The organism is Paenibacillus medicaginis (genome assembly GCF_042138635.1).
GTDB classification, from domain to species: domain Bacteria; phylum Bacillota; class Bacilli; order Paenibacillales; family Paenibacillaceae; genus Paenibacillus; species Paenibacillus medicaginis.
The window spans coordinates 222,176-238,353 of the sequence record NZ_JBHIRY010000006.1 but is presented as its reverse complement, the minus strand read 5'-3'; the positions used below and the strand labels follow the sequence as shown (position 1 = coordinate 238,353).

Genomic DNA, 16,178 nt, shown 5'->3' with positions numbered 1-16,178 from the left:
GCCAAACCGTTGTTTCTCCCAGTCTATCAGATATTGCTGAATCATGCTTCGCTCATTTCCAGTTCTACGTGTGTTTTATTAGGGCGTTTATTTCACTACAGTCCCTTAGTTGTCATTGTATTAACGGGAATCCCTTGGTCTGTGTTTATGGGAAGTCATATTAGCAAGTTTGGTCAAGAGCATCCTGAATTAGGCAGGACCGAATTGCGTTATAACCCGCCGCAATCTGATGTAGATGAGATTCCTTGGGCTACAAGAAGCCTGGACCAACCTGCCTCGAATCAGACAGGACATGCCGATCATCACTCTGCTGCAAACGTAAATATTAGCAATCCGAATCAACAAAGCTTGGATTCTATCATAAACAAAGCGCAAAACGAAAATATTGTCAAACCGTTTTCGATCGTCTACCCTGCAAATGAACATGGCGTGTTTACCGTTTCCAAAGGAAGCAATTCAGGCGTCACCGGGCTGGACGTTAGCCCGCAAGAAGAAACAACCGCATATTTCGATCAATATTCCGGTCAATTCATTGCCAGAATCAACTTTGATGATTATGGACTGATAGGAAAGTGGCTTACCTGGGGAATTCCTCTTCATGAAGGACACTTGTTTGGAATGGCTAATAAAATTCTAAACTTGATGGTTTGCATCGCATTCCTTGCAGCAATAGTGATGGGATTCGTTTCATGGATGAAAAAAATGAAACCTGGGGATGTAAATCGGCCTAAACGAATAAATAAACCGTGGTCTATAGGAGCCATATTGACCTTGTTGATACTAGGCATCCTCATGCCCCTATTTGGTTTATCTATACTCATCATATTTATTATTGAAAGTATCATCTACTATTCTACGAAGAATAAACAGGAAAGAACCCTTGCTGAATGAGGGTTCTTTCCCAATTGTGAGCTTACACAAGCACTTTACCCGCTTCATTTACAATCAAGTTTTCCACAGCTTCTTCGATATTAGGCTCCGTAATTTTAATGTCTTCAATCTCCCCGATTTGCGACAAGATCGCCAGACATTCGGGGATGCCGATCTCTTCCTTCCGGAACAGGACGGTTACTTTATGATCCTGAATTTCAATGACTCTGAGTCTGGGATCATTCACGCCGGAATACCGTGTTTTAAAGCTTACACTTAACTTATGCCCTACACTATATTGGGCTTTAAACTGCTCAAGCGGGCCGTCATATATTTTCTCACCCTTTTCAATCGTGATGACTCTGTCGCAGATTTGATCAATATCATCCATATCATGGGTCGTTAATATGACGGTTGTGCTTTTTTCCTCGTTTAATTGCCGGATAAATTTCCTGATTTTTTGTTTCACCAGAATATCCAGCCCGATAGTAGGCTCATCAAGATATAGGATCTTGGGATCGTGCAGCAGGGAGACAACCAACTCCGCTCTCATTCTCTGTCCCAGGCTGAGCTGCCTGACGGGAGTCCGCAAAAATGGCTGCATCTCCAGCAATTCAACAAAGAATTCAACGTTTTTCTTAAATTGAACAGTATCGATGTTGTATATTTTTTTATATAGATCAAATGTCTCTTCCATTGGCAGATTCCAATACAACTGCGTGCGCTGGCCGAAGACGACACCAATTTTTCGAGCATTCAATTTTCTGTTTTTATACGGAACAAGACCGTCCACGATGACGCTGCCGCTGGTTGGCACCAGCACACCTGACAGCATTTTGATGGTGGTGGATTTGCCGGCCCCGTTGGAACCTATGTAGCCGACAATTTCTCCTTCATTGATGTTAAATGACAGATCTCTAACCGCCACTTTATAGCTGTATTCCCGCTTGAATAATGACTTTACGGCTGCGAAAGCCCCCTTGTGTCTCCGATTAATTCTGAATTCCTTACTCACACCTTCCACTTGGATAAGGGACATCTGTATTCCTCCTAAGAGCCAGTGCTTTTGTAATAATTAATGCCGATGTTCCAAAAAAGATAAGCGATCAGGAACAGCACAATACCTACGATTGGAGTAAAAAACTGAAAGGCAGGATGAAAAATGGAAAGCTCATTCTTGCCCAGGAAATATTGGGCCGGATAGAAGTTAATAAAGGCGTATGGAAGTATATATGTAAATATGATCTGAACAGGCATGGCAAATATCGAAATCGGATACTTGATAAAGGACTTGGCCTGAAAAAACAGGATGTCAGTGAGGCTTTTATTTTCCACCACCCAAAAGGACGGGACGGAGGTCAAAATTAATGCAGCCCCCTGAATGAGCGCCCCTCCGATCAGGGTAACCACCAAAAACAATCCGTTCACGATGTCTAACGGAACCTGCAGGGAATGGAGCGAAAACAGGATAACCCCCAATGCCAGTATGAAATGACTGATATAGCCCGCATTAAAGTCTCTGCAGATCAGGAAACCAAAGCTGTTTAAAGGTTTTAGCAACACATCATCAAAGCTGCCGTCCTTCACCATCGTTGATAAATTGGCTGTAGGCGTATAGAAGAAGAACCCCGCAATCGCATAAGAGCAGAGATTGAGACCATACAAAAGCAGTACCTCGGCCGCTCCCCAGCCATTAATGGTCTTAAATTGGGTAATCACAATCCAGATCAGAAAAAAATCCGCAAAATAAGAGGCAAATTGGGCAATAAATCCGATGATGAACGCCTTCCTGTTTTCAGCGACGCCCATGATCCGTATTCTAATAAACTCCATATAGAGCTTGGCGTAATGCATCGATCAACCTCCGTGAACGACAATCTTTTTCTGGGCGTTGAACCATAATAGCCTTTCGAAAAGAACAAGGATGACGAGCCATAGGACCTGAGCGCCGATGATTGAGACTGCATCCTTTGGCGAATACTTGTTGAGAAAAATGGAAATGGGCTCGAAAAAGATCAGGCGAAAAGGAAGAACATAGCTTACAGCCGCAAGCCAATCCGGATAGAACCACAGTGGAATGACGGAGCCCGAAAACAAGGTGAAGACAGTGCTTACGAAAAAATGAATATACCATGAGGTTTCAAGCCAGAACACAAACATGCCGATGATGTATTTGATATAAAACGAAATGAGAACCCCCAGCGCGAGCGCCGCGAAAAACAGGGTTGAATTCATCCTATCTCCTTCCCAGGAAAAACCGAAAAACAAAGCGGTCACCACAACAGAAGGGAAAGCAACAAATATAACCCGGAACGCGTTATTCCCCAAGTCTTCGGCAAACAGGTAATTCCTGAAGCTGATCGGTTTGGTAAAATCGCTGATGATGGAGCCATCTTCCATTTTTCTGCCGATTTTGCTGGCAGCTTCGGAATTGGTCAGAGCGAGAATGATCGAGGATAGCAGCACATAAGTCACCATCTGGTCCAGGCTTGCAGCAGCAACGCTGCTCTCTTGGTATAAAGCCTGCCAGACATTCACCTGCACGACAATCAGCAGGATACTGGCCAGTATCGATATGTAGAAGTCAAATCTGTAAGCATATTTCTCCTTGAAAGATAGTTCCAGAAATTTATAGAACAAGCTCAAACATCTCTCCTCCCTACCAAACATGGAATATGAGGTCCGGACATTCATTATGTCAAACCGTTTAACTTTTTCCACAAATATTTATTCGTCAACTGTGAATTATGGCTGATCTCATCACCTAACCAAGCTGGTTGGACAAAGAGTCTCATTTCCTCGATTGACTCAAATTCTACTTCAGCGATGATTAAATTAAACTGCTCATATTCATCCAAATCGTAGGTATACCCGCCACCTGTCATTCGTGTTCTGGTCTTTCTTATCGGTACCCTGCAATCCAGTGAGCGAAGCTGACTATAAATATTTGAAGAAATTTCATATTCCATCTCATCGCGAACCAACCCTAATCCTTCACAGGTGCTCTTTTTATAAGTTTGATAAAAAGATTCCTTTTTGTTATTGTCATCAAAAATTGTTTTTTTTCTAATTCGAACCTGCTCAATGTTATTATAAGCAAGATACGCCTGCTCAATATGAGTAGTACTAATCAACTTTAAATCACCATTTTTAAGCTCATCAAGAGGATACCTAATTATACTGAATTTTCTTTCAATTTCCAAACTCACCGACACTCACATCCTTCGCAGAAAGGTGTGCCCTGACTTGCCGCATTAGGTCGTCCGGGGAATTTGTCCCGTCCAGATAAATAAATCTATCTTCTTTGATGAAAGGGAGATAAAGTTCTTTCAGAGCACTAAAATAAGTTTTGAATGCTTCTTCTGCTGTTAATTCTGGCCAAATATCAGTTCCGGAATTGTAGCCAAAGTATGTTTTAGTTTTATAATGTCTTTCTAATGCGATTTCTACAGGGATATCAATAAAAAAAACCACGTCAGGTTTCCTAGCAAACTGATAAGCTTGTTGAACATAATCTAAAGGTATTCCTCTAACCACATCTCTAGTAAATGCGGTATAATACCATCGGTCCGCAATGACATAACTTTCTCTCTCCAGAGCAGGTCGTATCCTCTCCTCGTAGCGTAATGCAAAATCCGATAAATGCATCAAGCTATAAGTAAGGGGACTAAATGTGAAATGTGTTTTTTTGTGATTGATAATATCTTGGATGCCAGGGTAAGAATTCCATTCTGTAATTGAAGTTTCTATGCCTTTTTCTGATAATTCCTGGTTTAATAAGTTAATCAATGTACTTTTCCCACTTCTCGCTACTCCTTCAAAAGCAATTAAACACCCCATACTTACTATAGACCCTCCCATCTGATAACTTATTCATTGATAACAGTACCTAGAACCTTAACTTCTGCAATATGAATGGAATCAACCGATCCATCAATTAATTCCAACTCTGTTACCAATTCTCTTATTTCTGCAATTAACATGTACGCTGTTTTTTCGACATCTTTGAACATCCTTTCTGCAACGTCATACCACTGCTTCAAACTGATTTCGCCATTCTCACGATCCGCAGCTTCAACTGTATCTTGCACCAAATGCAACATGAGTTGCCCATGCTCGTTAATATAATTCTCCACCTGCCTTCTGATTTCCGAGTACTCTTTGTAATAAGAAACGTGCCGCTGTACGCGTGCTTCCAAATGGCGGACAAGTCCATCAAGCTGGTATACTGCCTTTAAACTTGGTCTAGCAATATCTGAATAGCGGTTGACCATTTCAAAGAGCAATCCCACCGTCGGATCTAAAAAATCATAACTTCCTATGTCATACCAAGAGTTACGTTTAATTCGATTTTCTTGCAATAGCTGTTCTGTTAATGGCGTAGCCGCATATGGTAAAAATCTGCCTGTCACATCCCTAATATCAAATGAACCGATCTTTTTCAAAAATTCGATATTATCACGAATTCCCTGTACAGTCAGATCAGGCTCAAAAATCATCATGCCAATGGATATTTCGGGGACCCCAACCCGTTTCAAAACTTGAACAGCTTCTAAATTTTGTTCAGGAGTTATATCTTTTCGATAACGTTTAAGCGTATCTGCATGTCCTGACTCTAACCCTAAAAACACCTTCTTTAATCCTACTCCCAACAATTCTTTAAAAATATCTTCTTTGACACACACTGCTCTGACTTGAAGCCATATATTTAAATCTGTCATGTCGGCTTCTTTCAATTTATAACAAAGATCTTTGACCCATTCTTGGCTTTTTTTACTCGGATCCATAAAGAGATCATCTACAAATTTAAATTTACGAACTCCTTGGTCATACAAAGCTTTCATTTCTGAAACAACATTTTCAGTCTTTCGCACCCTTCTTGGCCTGTAGTTAAAAAAAGTCTGAATAGAACAAAAAGTGCAGCGTGCATAACACCCACGACTGGCAAGAATGGACACCCGCCGGTTTTTAGACATTAGATGATGTAAAGTTGGTCGATCCGGTAACGGAAGAGTATCCAGAACCTCTACTAGTTCCCGATCCGAATTAGCGACTATTTTATTTGCTTCGTCACGGCAGGTGACCCCCTTTACACCAATCAGATTCCTGCCTTCACGAACACGTTGTACAATCTCGACAATCGTCAGCTCTCCTTCTCCCCGTACCACCGAGTCTAACTCTGAAATATATTCAAGAAACTTCTGGTGCTCATAGGTGGGGAAATGCCCTCCAATGGTAATATGGCCTTGATATCCGCTGGCTCTAAGCAACTTTGCAACTTCAAAAGTCGATGAGATACTATCCTGTGCAGACGAGGAGAAACCTACAATCATAGGCTGATAACGCAAAATAGCATCCACGGTTTGCTGCGGGGCCAATTCTTCCAAATGTGCATCCAGTACAGCGACAGTAAACCCATTCTTCCTAAGGCTGGAAGATAAATAACCAAGTGCCAAGTTTTCAGACTGATACCTCGCATCATAAAGTTCATTTTGTGGTAAACACTGTACTAAAACACAGTCCATACATAGAGCCTCCTCTCATTTCGAGAACAGATTTATTTTTTTAATGGTTGTGACAATACAATGTTATGCAGTATCTGGGAGTAAACTGTATCCACGAAAGCTCCGTCCTGCGTGTCTAATACTACTGTTGTATTAGCTTTTTTCTCAAATAAGCGCTGAAACTGTTGTTGGACAAGAAGTATGAAATCAGGATGATTTATATAGCGGTGGTGTTGTAGCTCAGATGAGTCTGAGTGGCTTAGGCGGTTTATAATCGTTTGCTGCGGAGCATGACACCAGACAAACAAATCCGGTTCAATCAATAAATCCAGTTCTAAATACAAATCAACAATAGGCTGAATGTCTATTTTCTGGTCCGTATAGATACCACCGGCAAGAACATAAGAGATAATTGAGTCATAGTACCGATCTTGTACGATGATGTAACCATCCTGTAATAATGGCTTAATATTGAGCAATGTGTTCTGAACAAGATCAGCTATATAGTAACTACTAGAAAATAACTCAGGAGTCGTTCGGGTATAGTTTTTGAAAGTTCGTCCCACGTCTGTAAAGGAAAAAGCTCCATGATTGTATACAGCTTTAAGACCATTACTGGTTAGAATGTCGACCAATTTATGTGCCAGTGTTGTTTTTCCTGCCCCCGATATGCCTTCAACAGCTAATAATTTACCATTCAAACTTTCCCTCTCCTTTAAGCGATAGCCAAGATTCTCTTTATTTTTTATTCACTCTGCAAAAACAACTCCATCTGTTTAATTTGCTGGTCAATAGATTCAACCGATTCGCGGTCCAATGAAGTAAAGTATTCAGTTTGAACACGTTTAGTCTTCCTATCCCATGACCAAATTCCAATAACTTGACCATTACAAACCAAGCTAGCTCTAGCTTCTCCGATGGTATTAAACAGTCGTGGATAGTTATCATTAGATACATATAAACATCTGCTGTTATAATAACCTTTTAACGAAGGGTCTTCATAGGCGAGCAAAGCAGTCCAAGGAGGTATATGTTGAGAAGTACACCGCATATAATCCTCTCTCTCCATAAACAGGGGAGGCTCAAACCCTTCCACATTTAAAGTAACTAATCGACTACTGTAATGATGTATGATCCGGCGGACCTCGGAAATACCGATTCCGGACCACCAAGAAATATCCTTTTCGGTTACCGGTCCATAAGCACAAATATGCTTATAGATTAGCGAAGCTCTTGCCTCAGATACTTCTAAAACGGGCCTCCTCATCTCGGGATAACAATCGTAAGTGTATCCATATACACGTTCTTCTTTATACCAGTATTCAGAAAGATTCAGATAACATAATATCCCCTCCTCCCATAAATCCTTAATTACTGCTTGTACCACCGGATACTCATCTTCATCAGAGGTGATTGATTCACAAATAGCTCTAGCTGACTTAGGAGAATGACGCAGCAGTTCGGTAATAGTTTGTTTATATGCACCCACTTGTTTGTTTCTATTATTGAGATCAAGCGCCTTATGGCGAACACGGACATCACTTAGCCTCTGGGCATAGGTGGCGTAATGAGCGACTGGGACAAGAGGAAGCGGTAATATATGAAGCGTTTTACGCATACATCTCGTCTTAATTAACTGGTTATGGATATGAAGTGCATCACGCAGGTCAGCAGGACGGAAACCTTCAAGTCTAGCGAATAGTGTTACGTAAGGTGTAGATAAACGTGCTGCATGTAATCCTACCAAATGTCCTGCAATTTCAACCACTTGTCTACCTTTGAAGTAGGGGGTCACATATTGTTTGTAAAAACGATAATTAGAAATATCTCTTCTACTGAGGGGGGAACGCCGCTCAATTTTGTTAATCATAGGTCTCCCATACTTTCCTTGTTTTAAATAAAAAATATTTCACTTGTACGTATAACATTTCCACTTGCCTCTTCAACATCAATTTTAAGTATGAACTTATAATTGCAACACTGGGAGAGTAAACCAAACATTCTTGTCACGATAGATATGAGGACTTAAATCATAATTAAGATGATGCAACATCTTTTCTTCCAACCCAATTATAAATGCAATCTTATTTTCCTTGAACCTAAGTTCCTCTTTGGGATAGTAAGCTAAAAAATCATTTTCACTCAATACTATCAGGCCCTTAACATCCTGTTTTCTTTCATAAGTTATTTCTCTGTTTTTCAAAGAAATTCTCAGCGTCTCATATACTAGCTCCTTAGAATTGAAGCCATCACTAATAAATCTAATAGTGATTTCAAATCTTTCTTGATTTGCAATAATTTTATTGTCAAGATTAAATTTGAAAATTAACAGGTCGCAGTCTTGATAAATCGTATACCTATTATCAAAATTATATTTAAAATCAATCAATTTATATTCATTAGAACTATTTTCCCTAATCTTTATAGGTTCATTCCAATATACGTTTGCACTGGAATAGCAAATGTTCTGCAAGTTCAGTTCAAGCTCATAAATTCTATCTGAATCGTCAACAAATAAACGGTTGATTATATTATTCTTCCAATTTATCACAAAGGGTGATAGGGTTGAATTCCATAGTTTTCCTAATATTCTTTTCTCATTTGTATCAACTTCAAAAATTTGAGTTATCAAATTACTGGTATAAGACAAAATATCTTCCAATTTATACTCTTTTGACAACTTAACCAATTTATCTAGATTTATATTATTATTTTTAATAAAAATATAAACATCTAGAAATTTGTTTATCTTAGGGCCTCGATGATACCACTCCGAATCTCTGTATACGCTTTCGCACAAATAAAGAAGTGTATGTTCGTTATCTAATGTCCTTATACAGTTACCCTTGATCAAAATGCTTTGTGTCGAATTAATAAATTTTTTCATTAGCTCTCGTTCAGTAATCGTTTCATGTACTTTTATTTGAAGTTCAACACTTATGTAATTTCCATCCTCGAATAAATTAAAGTACTCAAAATACTCATGGTGTTTGTATGCTTTTAAAGTTGGTTTCTCTAGTCTCAATATTCCGCCATCAATGCTGTACGGATCATTTGTTCCGCAGCCGTGTAAATATCCCATTTGTTCCAATAAATCATGCATTTTACTTATATGCTCTTCAGCTATCAGGATGTCAATGTCATAACCTTTTCTGGTAAATATGTCCCCATAAGCCATTTCTGAAAGGACTATTCCCTTAATGAATACAGCATTAATATTATGTTGAATGATTAGCTCAGAGATTTTTATAACTTCCTCAACTATTCTTTTCGTATGGTTGCAATGCTCGGAATACACTTCAGAAAGTAGTTTCTTTTGTTCCGTGGGTATGATGTTTTTATATTTTTGAAAGTAATAAGGTAAAATCTTGTGTTTCATCAATATCTCAACAATATAATCCCAGTTATACTCCCCATTATTTATGTCCGTTGGTCGTCCGTTTATCATGTTCATTACAAGTTCTTCTTCAATCTTCAGGCAAGAATCCACTGCGATTCCCTCCATTTAGAATCCATTCTCATTTAATCGAGTTGGACACACACTCAAATTATCCTTGATAACTGAAACTTCCACGAACTTAATGAAAATATTTTACTTTTTTATTCTATATTTTTCAATGAAGGGTTGTCAAGCTAAATAAAGAACAGGAGCAAGCTGCCCTGTTCTGAACTTTATGTTGGTGAAAAGAGAGACGATCCTTCTGTCATTATCCTGCGCTGCTTTTCAGTACATAAAATCTGCTGCTCTCTTCCCATATCTCCCCTGGCTGCAGACTGAATACTCCCACTTCTTCAGCCCGCACATCAAGGTTGGGACCATTAACCAGATTCGTCTGGGGCTCAGGACAGAAGAAGCCCTCCTGCGCGCCATTGTTCCAGATCATCCATTGTTTATAGGAGGTCCCAACATCATAGATGAGCGTAATTCCGCGCGCCGTATCGTGCAGTTCCATCCGGTTGCGCCCGTTTTGCGGCATGGCCGTGTAATGGTTATCCATCTCGGCAAAGAAAGGATAAACCTCACCGTCGCGCATACGTTCTTCCTCTTGTACAAGCGGCTGGTACCGTGTCGTCGGCAGCATACGGCCGTCCAGCTCCCAGCGCTGTCCAATCGTCAGCTTCAGCTTGTAGTCCCTGGCCGAGCCCCCCGCGGCAAACGGCGCATTCACGGATGTATGAAATGCAAGCAGGCAAGGCATCACGGTGCTGCCATGATTGCGGACCCTCACATGCTGCATTAGTCCGTCGCTGCTAAGCGAATACCGTAAAATAATGCTGAAGTGGAAAGGAAAGACTACGTATACCGGATGATTTTCATCGATGGTAATCGAGACGGATACAAAGCTTTCCAGCCCGGTCTGACCATACTCATCCACAGTCCATGGTATGTTATACAGAAAGCCGTGCAGATGGTTGCCTGTAGCCTCTTCATTGACTGGCAGCTGCAGTGTGCGCCCATTCCAGGCAAACCGCCCGTCCTCATAGCGGTTTGGCGGGAACAGCACCGGGATGCCGTGGATCATGGGCCTTGCCTTGAACGCCTCCATCTCCTCCGGCGCCGGTTCATGCAGGAAGCGGCACAACAGCTCCTGATCGCGGAAGGCAACCAGATTGCCACCGATCTCCGGAAGCATCACCGCCTCGTAAGGACCGTAGCGCAGCCAAATGGCTTTTTCCCCTTGATACTCGCCTTCCCACGACGCACTTGTGAACATATTCTTCCTCCATTCCAAAAAATCTGTGAATCATAACTGCCTCAAGCCAGATTGATCTCCCGGATCACTTCAAGCGGCACCTTCGGCTGACGATCTTCCGTCAACAGCCCGTTGACCTCCTGCTGCACATCGGTGATCTGCGTGTAGCAATAACCCGCGATGTAAGGAGTGGCCTTAATCGCTTCGGTTATGGCGCGGAAGCGTTCGATAAAGGCTTCCTCGGAATCCACCTGATTCCCGTATCCCCAGCCTTTGTCCGTCTGGAACGCAATGCCGCCGAATTCGCTGATGATGATCGGCTGTCCCCGATAGGCATATCCTTCCGCAAACGCGCGTTTCCATTGATTAAAGGAGATTTGGTTGTTTACGATGCTCTCCTTGTCCTGATACCGCTGCAGAAACTCTTCGCCCTTCTCCACATAGTCATGCAGGGTCAAAATATCCGAGACTGTATGCTCCCATCCGTCATTGGTAACGACCGGGCGATACGGATCGATTGCTTTTGTAAGATGATAGATACCCTCCGTAAACTGCTGCTGATTTACATCATGCTCAATCCTCTGAATGCCCCAGGATTCATTGAACGGGACCCAGGTGATAATACTTGGATGATTGTACTGCTGCGGCACAATCTCCAGCCACTCCCTCGTAAAACGATTGACCGCGTCGTCATTAAACTCAAAGGTGGCCGCCATTTCCGACCAGACCAGCATGCCCTTCACGTCACACCAATATAAAAAGCGCGCATCTTCCAGCTTCATATGCTTACGGAGTCCGTTGTAGCCCATCGCGGCCGTTTTATTGATATCCTCAATAAGCGCTTCCTCGGATGGAGGCGTCAGGTGGCTGTCCGGCCAATAGCCTTGATCCAGAATCAGCCGCTGATAGAGCGGAGCATTATTCAGCAGAATCTGCCCATTCTCAATCGATATTTTCCGCATGCCGAAATAGGAGTACACCCGGTCGCGCTCCTGCTCGCCCTCATACAGAGCAAATTCCACATCGTACAGGTTTGGCGATGCCGGCGACCACAGGCTCTGCTTCCATGGGCCGCCTGCCTCGTGGAGTACATTAACCTCCACCGTAATCCAGGGCCTGTCGGCAGACAGGCTGACCGTTCTCACAGGCTGTCCCTTCAGTTCAATAGCGGCCTCCAGGCGCAGATTGCTCTTGCCTTCGATGCCCTTGAGCTGGAAGTCAAAGCGGATCATATGGCGGTCGATATCAGGCGTCATTTTGACTGCTTCAATTCTCGCCTCATTCACATGCTCCAGCCACACACTTTTCCAGATGCCCGTGCTCTGCACATAAAAGCATTCAAAATTCTGATCCACCCAGCGCTGTTTTCCCCGTGGCTGCGTGCAGCTCTGGCTGTCCTCCACTTCAAGCACAATATTGTTTTCCGATCCGTACTTGATATAAGGCGTGATATCAAACGAAAACGCAGCATAAGCACCTTCATGCTCACCGGCAAGCACCCCGTTCACCCAGCATTTCGCCTTATAATCCACACCCTGAAAGTGCAGAATCGTTCTTTTCCCTGCCGCCTCCTGTGGGATCACTACGCTTCTGCGGTACCAGACGAGCGGATAGAAGGTCTCCATTCCGATCCCGCTCGCTTTTGTCTCATAGGTAAATGGCACGATAATTTTTTGCCCTTCCGGAAAATGGTTGAACCATTGCTCCTTTTCCCCAATCCTTTCATCATCGAAGCAAAAGTCCCATTCCCCGTTCAAATCCAGCCACTCTTTGCGCACAAATTGCGGCCTCGGATAATCTTTGATATAAGCTTTTGTAGTCATACGGTTTCCACCTATCCTTTTAGTATATTCAGGCTCGTTGGCACGAGCTGATTCACAAGCAGTCTGTCAATTCACGCTGGTCATCCCTTAATGCCGGACATGCTGATCCCCTTAACGATCTGCTTTTCGAAGATGATAAACAAAATAATGATCGGCACGGAAGCCACCGCATTAATGACCATCGGTTTGACGTAATCCTCCGAGTATTGGCCCATCAATGTGGGAATGCCCATCGGCAGTGTGAACAAATTGTCATCCGTGATGGACAGGAAGGGCCACAGAAAGTTATTCCATGAACCGATAAAGGTCAGAATCGCCATGGAAGCCATGGCCGGACGGGTCAGGGGCAACATAATGTTCATGAAAATTCTCCAGATGCCGCCGCCATCCATTTGCACGCTCTCCAGCAAGTCATTGGGTATACCATCGAAAAAGCTTTTAAGCACAATCACAGCCACCGGAGAGGCCAACGCCGGAATAATGAGCCCGCTGTAGGAGTTCAGCAGATGCAAATCCTTGGCTACCTGATAGAGCGGAATAATGGTCGCTTCTCCAGGAATGAGCAGCCCGCCCAGGATGAAGAAGAACATAAACGTACGGTAGCGAAACGGCACCTTGGACAGAGCAAATCCGGCCATGGCGGCGAAAATCACGGTCAGCACCGTGACAATCACGGCTACCAGCAAGCTGTTGATTGTCCACTGAGACAGCTTCGTGGTCGTCAAAACCTCCTGATAAACAGCCAGCGAATACGGCGGCTTGAACCAGTCCAGCACGGTGATGATCTTCATGCCCTCTTCCTTGACGGACACAACCAGCATCCAGACGAGCGGAGCCGCAAACATAAGCGCCATGAGCGCCGAGCCTATACGATACAGCCATTTCATCAGTCTTCCGCTCCTTTCCGGTTATTCATCCAGTATTGCAGCGCAGACAGCAGCAGCAGAATGACGAACAGAATATAGGACATGGTGGCGGCATAACCAAGATTGTTGTTTTTAAATCCGGTCTGGTAAATCAACTGGATGATCGGACGTGTCTGATCCAGCGGGCCGCCACCTGTAATGACATAAATTTGCATAAAGACCTTAAATGAAGCAATGATTTGCAGCATCGTGATCGTTTTGGTCAGCGGAGTCAGGTACGGAAGGGTGATCCGCCAAAAGATTTGGGCATCGCTCGCCCCGTCCAGCCTGGCCGCCTCGTTAATCTCATCCGGTATTTCCTGCATGGCCGCCAGGTACAAAATAAAGTTGAACCCGACCGTCCACCACAAAGTGATCACCGTAATGACGACCCAGGCCAGCCCCGTTTCCGTCAGCCAGAAAATTTCGGCATTCTCGGGCAATAACCCGATGACATGCAGTGTTGAATTCACAAGCCCGGTATAGGGCTGGAATACGAACAATCCCAGGTAAGCCGCAACGGCCACGGAAAGTACACTTGGTATAAAAAAGAGGATGCGGTAGAACTTTTGCAGAAACGATTTCCGGTTGGCGATCAGCGCCAGCAGCAAGGCCAACACAATCATGGTTGGTGTGCTTAAAATGACGAAAAAGGTTGAGTGCCACAGCGCCTCCCATACTTCTCTGTCCTGCAGCACCTTGCGGAAGTTGTCAAGGCCGACAAAGCTCATTTTGCGGATCAATGTCCATTTATAAAAGGTCATCTCAACGCCCTTAATCATCGGCCAGATCGTAAATAAAATGTACACAATTAAAAATGGAAGCAGGAATAGCAGTGCCTGCAGGTCTGTTCTCCATTTTTTGATCTTCATTTGCGTCCCCCCTTGGTTGGCACGCAAGCCGACGGATCAGCATCCGGCGGCTTATGTGATCCGCCTGCCTTACTATTCGCTCAGAATTTTCTGAATGGCCGCCTCCATCTTGTCCAGGGCTTCAGCCGGCGTCATTTTATTCGTCCATACTTCATTCAAAAATTTAAATGCTGCCTCGTCACGGATTTGCCAGTTTTTCGTGGACTGCTTGTTGAACTTGACCACACTCGCCACCTCGGCATAATCGCTGCGGTAAGGAAGATCCTTATACTCCTGCTTCTCCAGTACAGATGGTTTGGATGGAATATGTCCGGCTTTCGCCCACACCTGACCATTTTCAGCAACCCAATCGGCAAAAATCATGGCTGCTTTGCGTTTGGCCGGGTCCTCATCCTGGGTTAGCGGCAAAATAATCGTATGGGAATCGCCCCATGTCGCTTCCTGATCGAAAATTTTCGGGATCGGCATGGCGCCGAACTCAAACCCTTTCGTCGCTTCCCAGGTGCCTGTTGCCCAGACGCCCGTCATCATGATTGCTGCCGTGCCGCTCTGGAAATTTTTATAGAAGTCAGGATCGTTTTTCTTGATATAACCTTCCGTGAACAGCTTCTGCACGTATTCAGCCGCCTGAATGCCTTTCTCCTTGTCGATAGCCGCTGACTTCAAATCATCTGAAATCACGTCATTGCCGCCCAATTGCGAGTACAAAGCCCACCATAGACGGAATGGGTCATCGTTGGTATTGTTTAGTGCAAACGGCGTAACTTTGGCTGGAAGCTTCTCCTTCAATGTCTTGAGGAAGGTCACAAAACCGTCAGCCGATTGTTCAAACAGCGGCTTCCCGTCTTCGCCAAGCAAGCCCACATCTTTAAGCAGCTTTTTGTTGTAATACATAATAAAAGGATGCGTATCGATCGGCACCGCATAATGCTGTCCGTCCACCGTAACCGCATTCAAGAGATTCTGATTGTAGGTGTTCCAGTCCACGCCAACCTCGGTGGCCGGGGTATCCAGCTCCGTGACAACCCCCTGATTAATCAGGTCGGGCAGCCTGGAGGTATGGGAGATGCCGATGTCCGGCCCGGTCCCGTTGCCTACAGCGGTAACCAGCTTCGTATAATACTCACCCCAGGCCAGCTTTGTATTTTTCACAACGATATCCGGGTGTGTCTTGTTGAACTCATCCACCAGCGTCTGCATATTCTCGCCATCGCCGCCGTCAAACAGCGTCCAGAAAGACAAAGTCACTTTTCCGTCACCGGACGAATCACCGCCCCCCTGCTCACTGCTTCCACCACTTCCACCGCATCCGCTTAAAACCAGTGAGAACGAAAGCAGCAGTGTCAATGCAAGCCATCCAATCTTCTTTTTCATGCGAATCTCCCCTTTGAAGTAGCTTCATAGATACAGACGATAATATTGTTTAATTACATTATTTTTGTATCTATTGCGGAGTATATAGCTACTTTGTTTTTATGTCAACGCTTTCAAACGTATTTTTTGTAAATAT

Annotated in this window: 15 protein-coding genes; 1 reads left to right on the top strand and 14 read right to left on the bottom strand. The window is 43.7% G+C overall.

Annotated elements, in window-relative coordinates; genetic code table 11:
• Positions 1 to 891, top strand: an 891-nt coding sequence (locus ACE5LO_RS09315; protein ID WP_375519734.1) for a PepSY-associated TM helix domain-containing protein, incomplete at its 5' end; no start/stop codon positions are given.
• A 22-nt stretch (positions 892 to 913) separates the two neighbouring features.
• Here the strand turns inward: ACE5LO_RS09315 and ACE5LO_RS09310 are convergent.
• The 14 genes from ACE5LO_RS09310 to ACE5LO_RS09245 form a co-directional block, all read right to left on the bottom strand.
• Positions 914 to 1,909 (bottom strand): ABC transporter ATP-binding protein, encoded by a 996-nt coding sequence (locus tag ACE5LO_RS09310; RefSeq protein ID WP_375519733.1) that lies wholly within the window; start codon positions 1,907 to 1,909, stop codon positions 914 to 916.
• A gap of 11 nt (positions 1,910 to 1,920) precedes the next feature.
• A complete protein-coding gene (locus ACE5LO_RS09305) occupies positions 1,921 to 2,724 on the bottom strand; it encodes an ABC transporter permease (RefSeq protein WP_375519732.1) in 804 nt (267 codons plus the stop codon).
• Positions 2,725 to 2,727: 3 nt separating this feature from the next.
• Positions 2,728 to 3,510 carry an ABC transporter permease gene (locus ACE5LO_RS09300; protein ID WP_375519731.1) on the bottom strand — a complete coding sequence of 261 codons (783 nt, stop codon included), beginning with the start codon at positions 3,508 to 3,510 and terminating at the stop codon, positions 2,728 to 2,730.
• A 53-nt stretch (positions 3,511 to 3,563) separates the two neighbouring features.
• Entirely contained in the window at positions 3,564 to 4,079 is a 516-nt protein-coding gene (locus ACE5LO_RS09295; RefSeq protein WP_375519730.1) for a CYTH domain-containing protein, read from the bottom strand.
• Complete coding sequence (locus tag ACE5LO_RS09290) at positions 4,063 to 4,710, bottom strand: dTMP kinase (RefSeq protein ID WP_375519729.1); 648 nt, start codon at positions 4,708 to 4,710, stop codon at positions 4,063 to 4,065. The genes ACE5LO_RS09295 and ACE5LO_RS09290 overlap by 17 nt, the downstream gene beginning before the upstream one ends.
• A 29-nt stretch (positions 4,711 to 4,739) precedes the next feature.
• Positions 4,740 to 6,395 (bottom strand): B12-binding domain-containing radical SAM protein, encoded by a 1,656-nt coding sequence (locus tag ACE5LO_RS09285; protein ID WP_375519728.1) that lies wholly within the window; start codon positions 6,393 to 6,395, stop codon positions 4,740 to 4,742.
• Positions 6,396 to 6,427: 32 nt separating this feature from the next.
• Positions 6,428 to 7,075: a dTMP kinase gene (locus ACE5LO_RS09280; RefSeq protein WP_375519727.1), complete on the bottom strand. Its 648-nt coding sequence runs from the start codon at positions 7,073 to 7,075 to the stop codon at positions 6,428 to 6,430.
• A 44-nt stretch (positions 7,076 to 7,119) separates the two neighbouring features.
• Positions 7,120 to 8,244: a DNA glycosylase AlkZ-like family protein gene (locus tag ACE5LO_RS09275; protein WP_375519726.1), complete on the bottom strand. Its 1,125-nt coding sequence runs from the start codon at positions 8,242 to 8,244 to the stop codon at positions 7,120 to 7,122.
• Positions 8,245 to 8,340: 96 nt separating this feature from the next.
• A complete protein-coding gene (locus ACE5LO_RS09270) occupies positions 8,341 to 9,879 on the bottom strand; it encodes a nucleotidyltransferase family protein (protein WP_375519725.1) in 1,539 nt (512 codons plus the stop codon).
• Positions 9,880 to 10,081: 202 nt separating this feature from the next.
• Positions 10,082 to 11,089 carry an aldose 1-epimerase gene (locus tag ACE5LO_RS09265; protein ID WP_375519724.1) on the bottom strand — a complete coding sequence of 336 codons (1,008 nt, stop codon included), beginning with the start codon at positions 11,087 to 11,089 and terminating at the stop codon, positions 10,082 to 10,084.
• A gap of 41 nt (positions 11,090 to 11,130) precedes the next feature.
• Positions 11,131 to 12,891 carry a glycoside hydrolase family 2 protein gene (locus tag ACE5LO_RS09260; RefSeq protein ID WP_375519723.1) on the bottom strand — a complete coding sequence of 587 codons (1,761 nt, stop codon included), beginning with the start codon at positions 12,889 to 12,891 and terminating at the stop codon, positions 11,131 to 11,133.
• Between the two features lie 80 nt (positions 12,892 to 12,971).
• Entirely contained in the window at positions 12,972 to 13,778 is an 807-nt protein-coding gene (locus ACE5LO_RS09255; protein ID WP_375519722.1) for a carbohydrate ABC transporter permease, read from the bottom strand.
• Entirely contained in the window at positions 13,778 to 14,668 is an 891-nt protein-coding gene (locus ACE5LO_RS09250; protein WP_375519721.1) for a carbohydrate ABC transporter permease, read from the bottom strand. Before ACE5LO_RS09250 ends, ACE5LO_RS09255 begins: the two co-directional genes overlap by 1 nt.
• A 72-nt stretch (positions 14,669 to 14,740) precedes the next feature.
• Positions 14,741 to 16,042: an ABC transporter substrate-binding protein gene (locus ACE5LO_RS09245; protein ID WP_375519720.1), complete on the bottom strand. Its 1,302-nt coding sequence runs from the start codon at positions 16,040 to 16,042 to the stop codon at positions 14,741 to 14,743.
• Positions 16,043 to 16,178: the final 136 nt, after the last annotated feature.

Coding starts and splice junctions, on each gene's coding strand:
- ACE5LO_RS09275 (WP_375519726.1), bottom strand. CDS start 8,244: ATGATTAACAAAATTGAGCGGCGTTCCCCCCTCAGTAGAAGAGATATT.
- ACE5LO_RS09310 (WP_375519733.1), bottom strand. CDS start 1,909: ATGTCCCTTATCCAAGTGGAAGGTGTGAGTAAGGAATTCAGAATTAAT.
- ACE5LO_RS09245 (WP_375519720.1), bottom strand. CDS start 16,042: ATGAAAAAGAAGATTGGATGGCTTGCATTGACACTGCTGCTTTCGTTC.
- ACE5LO_RS09285 (WP_375519728.1), bottom strand. CDS start 6,395: ATGGACTGTGTTTTAGTACAGTGTTTACCACAAAATGAACTTTATGAT.
- ACE5LO_RS09260 (WP_375519723.1), bottom strand. CDS start 12,891: ATGACTACAAAAGCTTATATCAAAGATTATCCGAGGCCGCAATTTGTG.
- ACE5LO_RS09255 (WP_375519722.1), bottom strand. CDS start 13,778: ATGAAATGGCTGTATCGTATAGGCTCGGCGCTCATGGCGCTTATGTTT.
- ACE5LO_RS09290 (WP_375519729.1), bottom strand. CDS start 4,710: ATGGGGTGTTTAATTGCTTTTGAAGGAGTAGCGAGAAGTGGGAAAAGT.
- ACE5LO_RS09270 (WP_375519725.1), bottom strand. CDS start 9,879: ATGGAGGGAATCGCAGTGGATTCTTGCCTGAAGATTGAAGAAGAACTT.
- ACE5LO_RS09265 (WP_375519724.1), bottom strand. CDS start 11,089: ATGTTCACAAGTGCGTCGTGGGAAGGCGAGTATCAAGGGGAAAAAGCC.
- ACE5LO_RS09305 (WP_375519732.1), bottom strand. CDS start 2,724: ATGCATTACGCCAAGCTCTATATGGAGTTTATTAGAATACGGATCATG.
- ACE5LO_RS09250 (WP_375519721.1), bottom strand. CDS start 14,668: ATGAAGATCAAAAAATGGAGAACAGACCTGCAGGCACTGCTATTCCTG.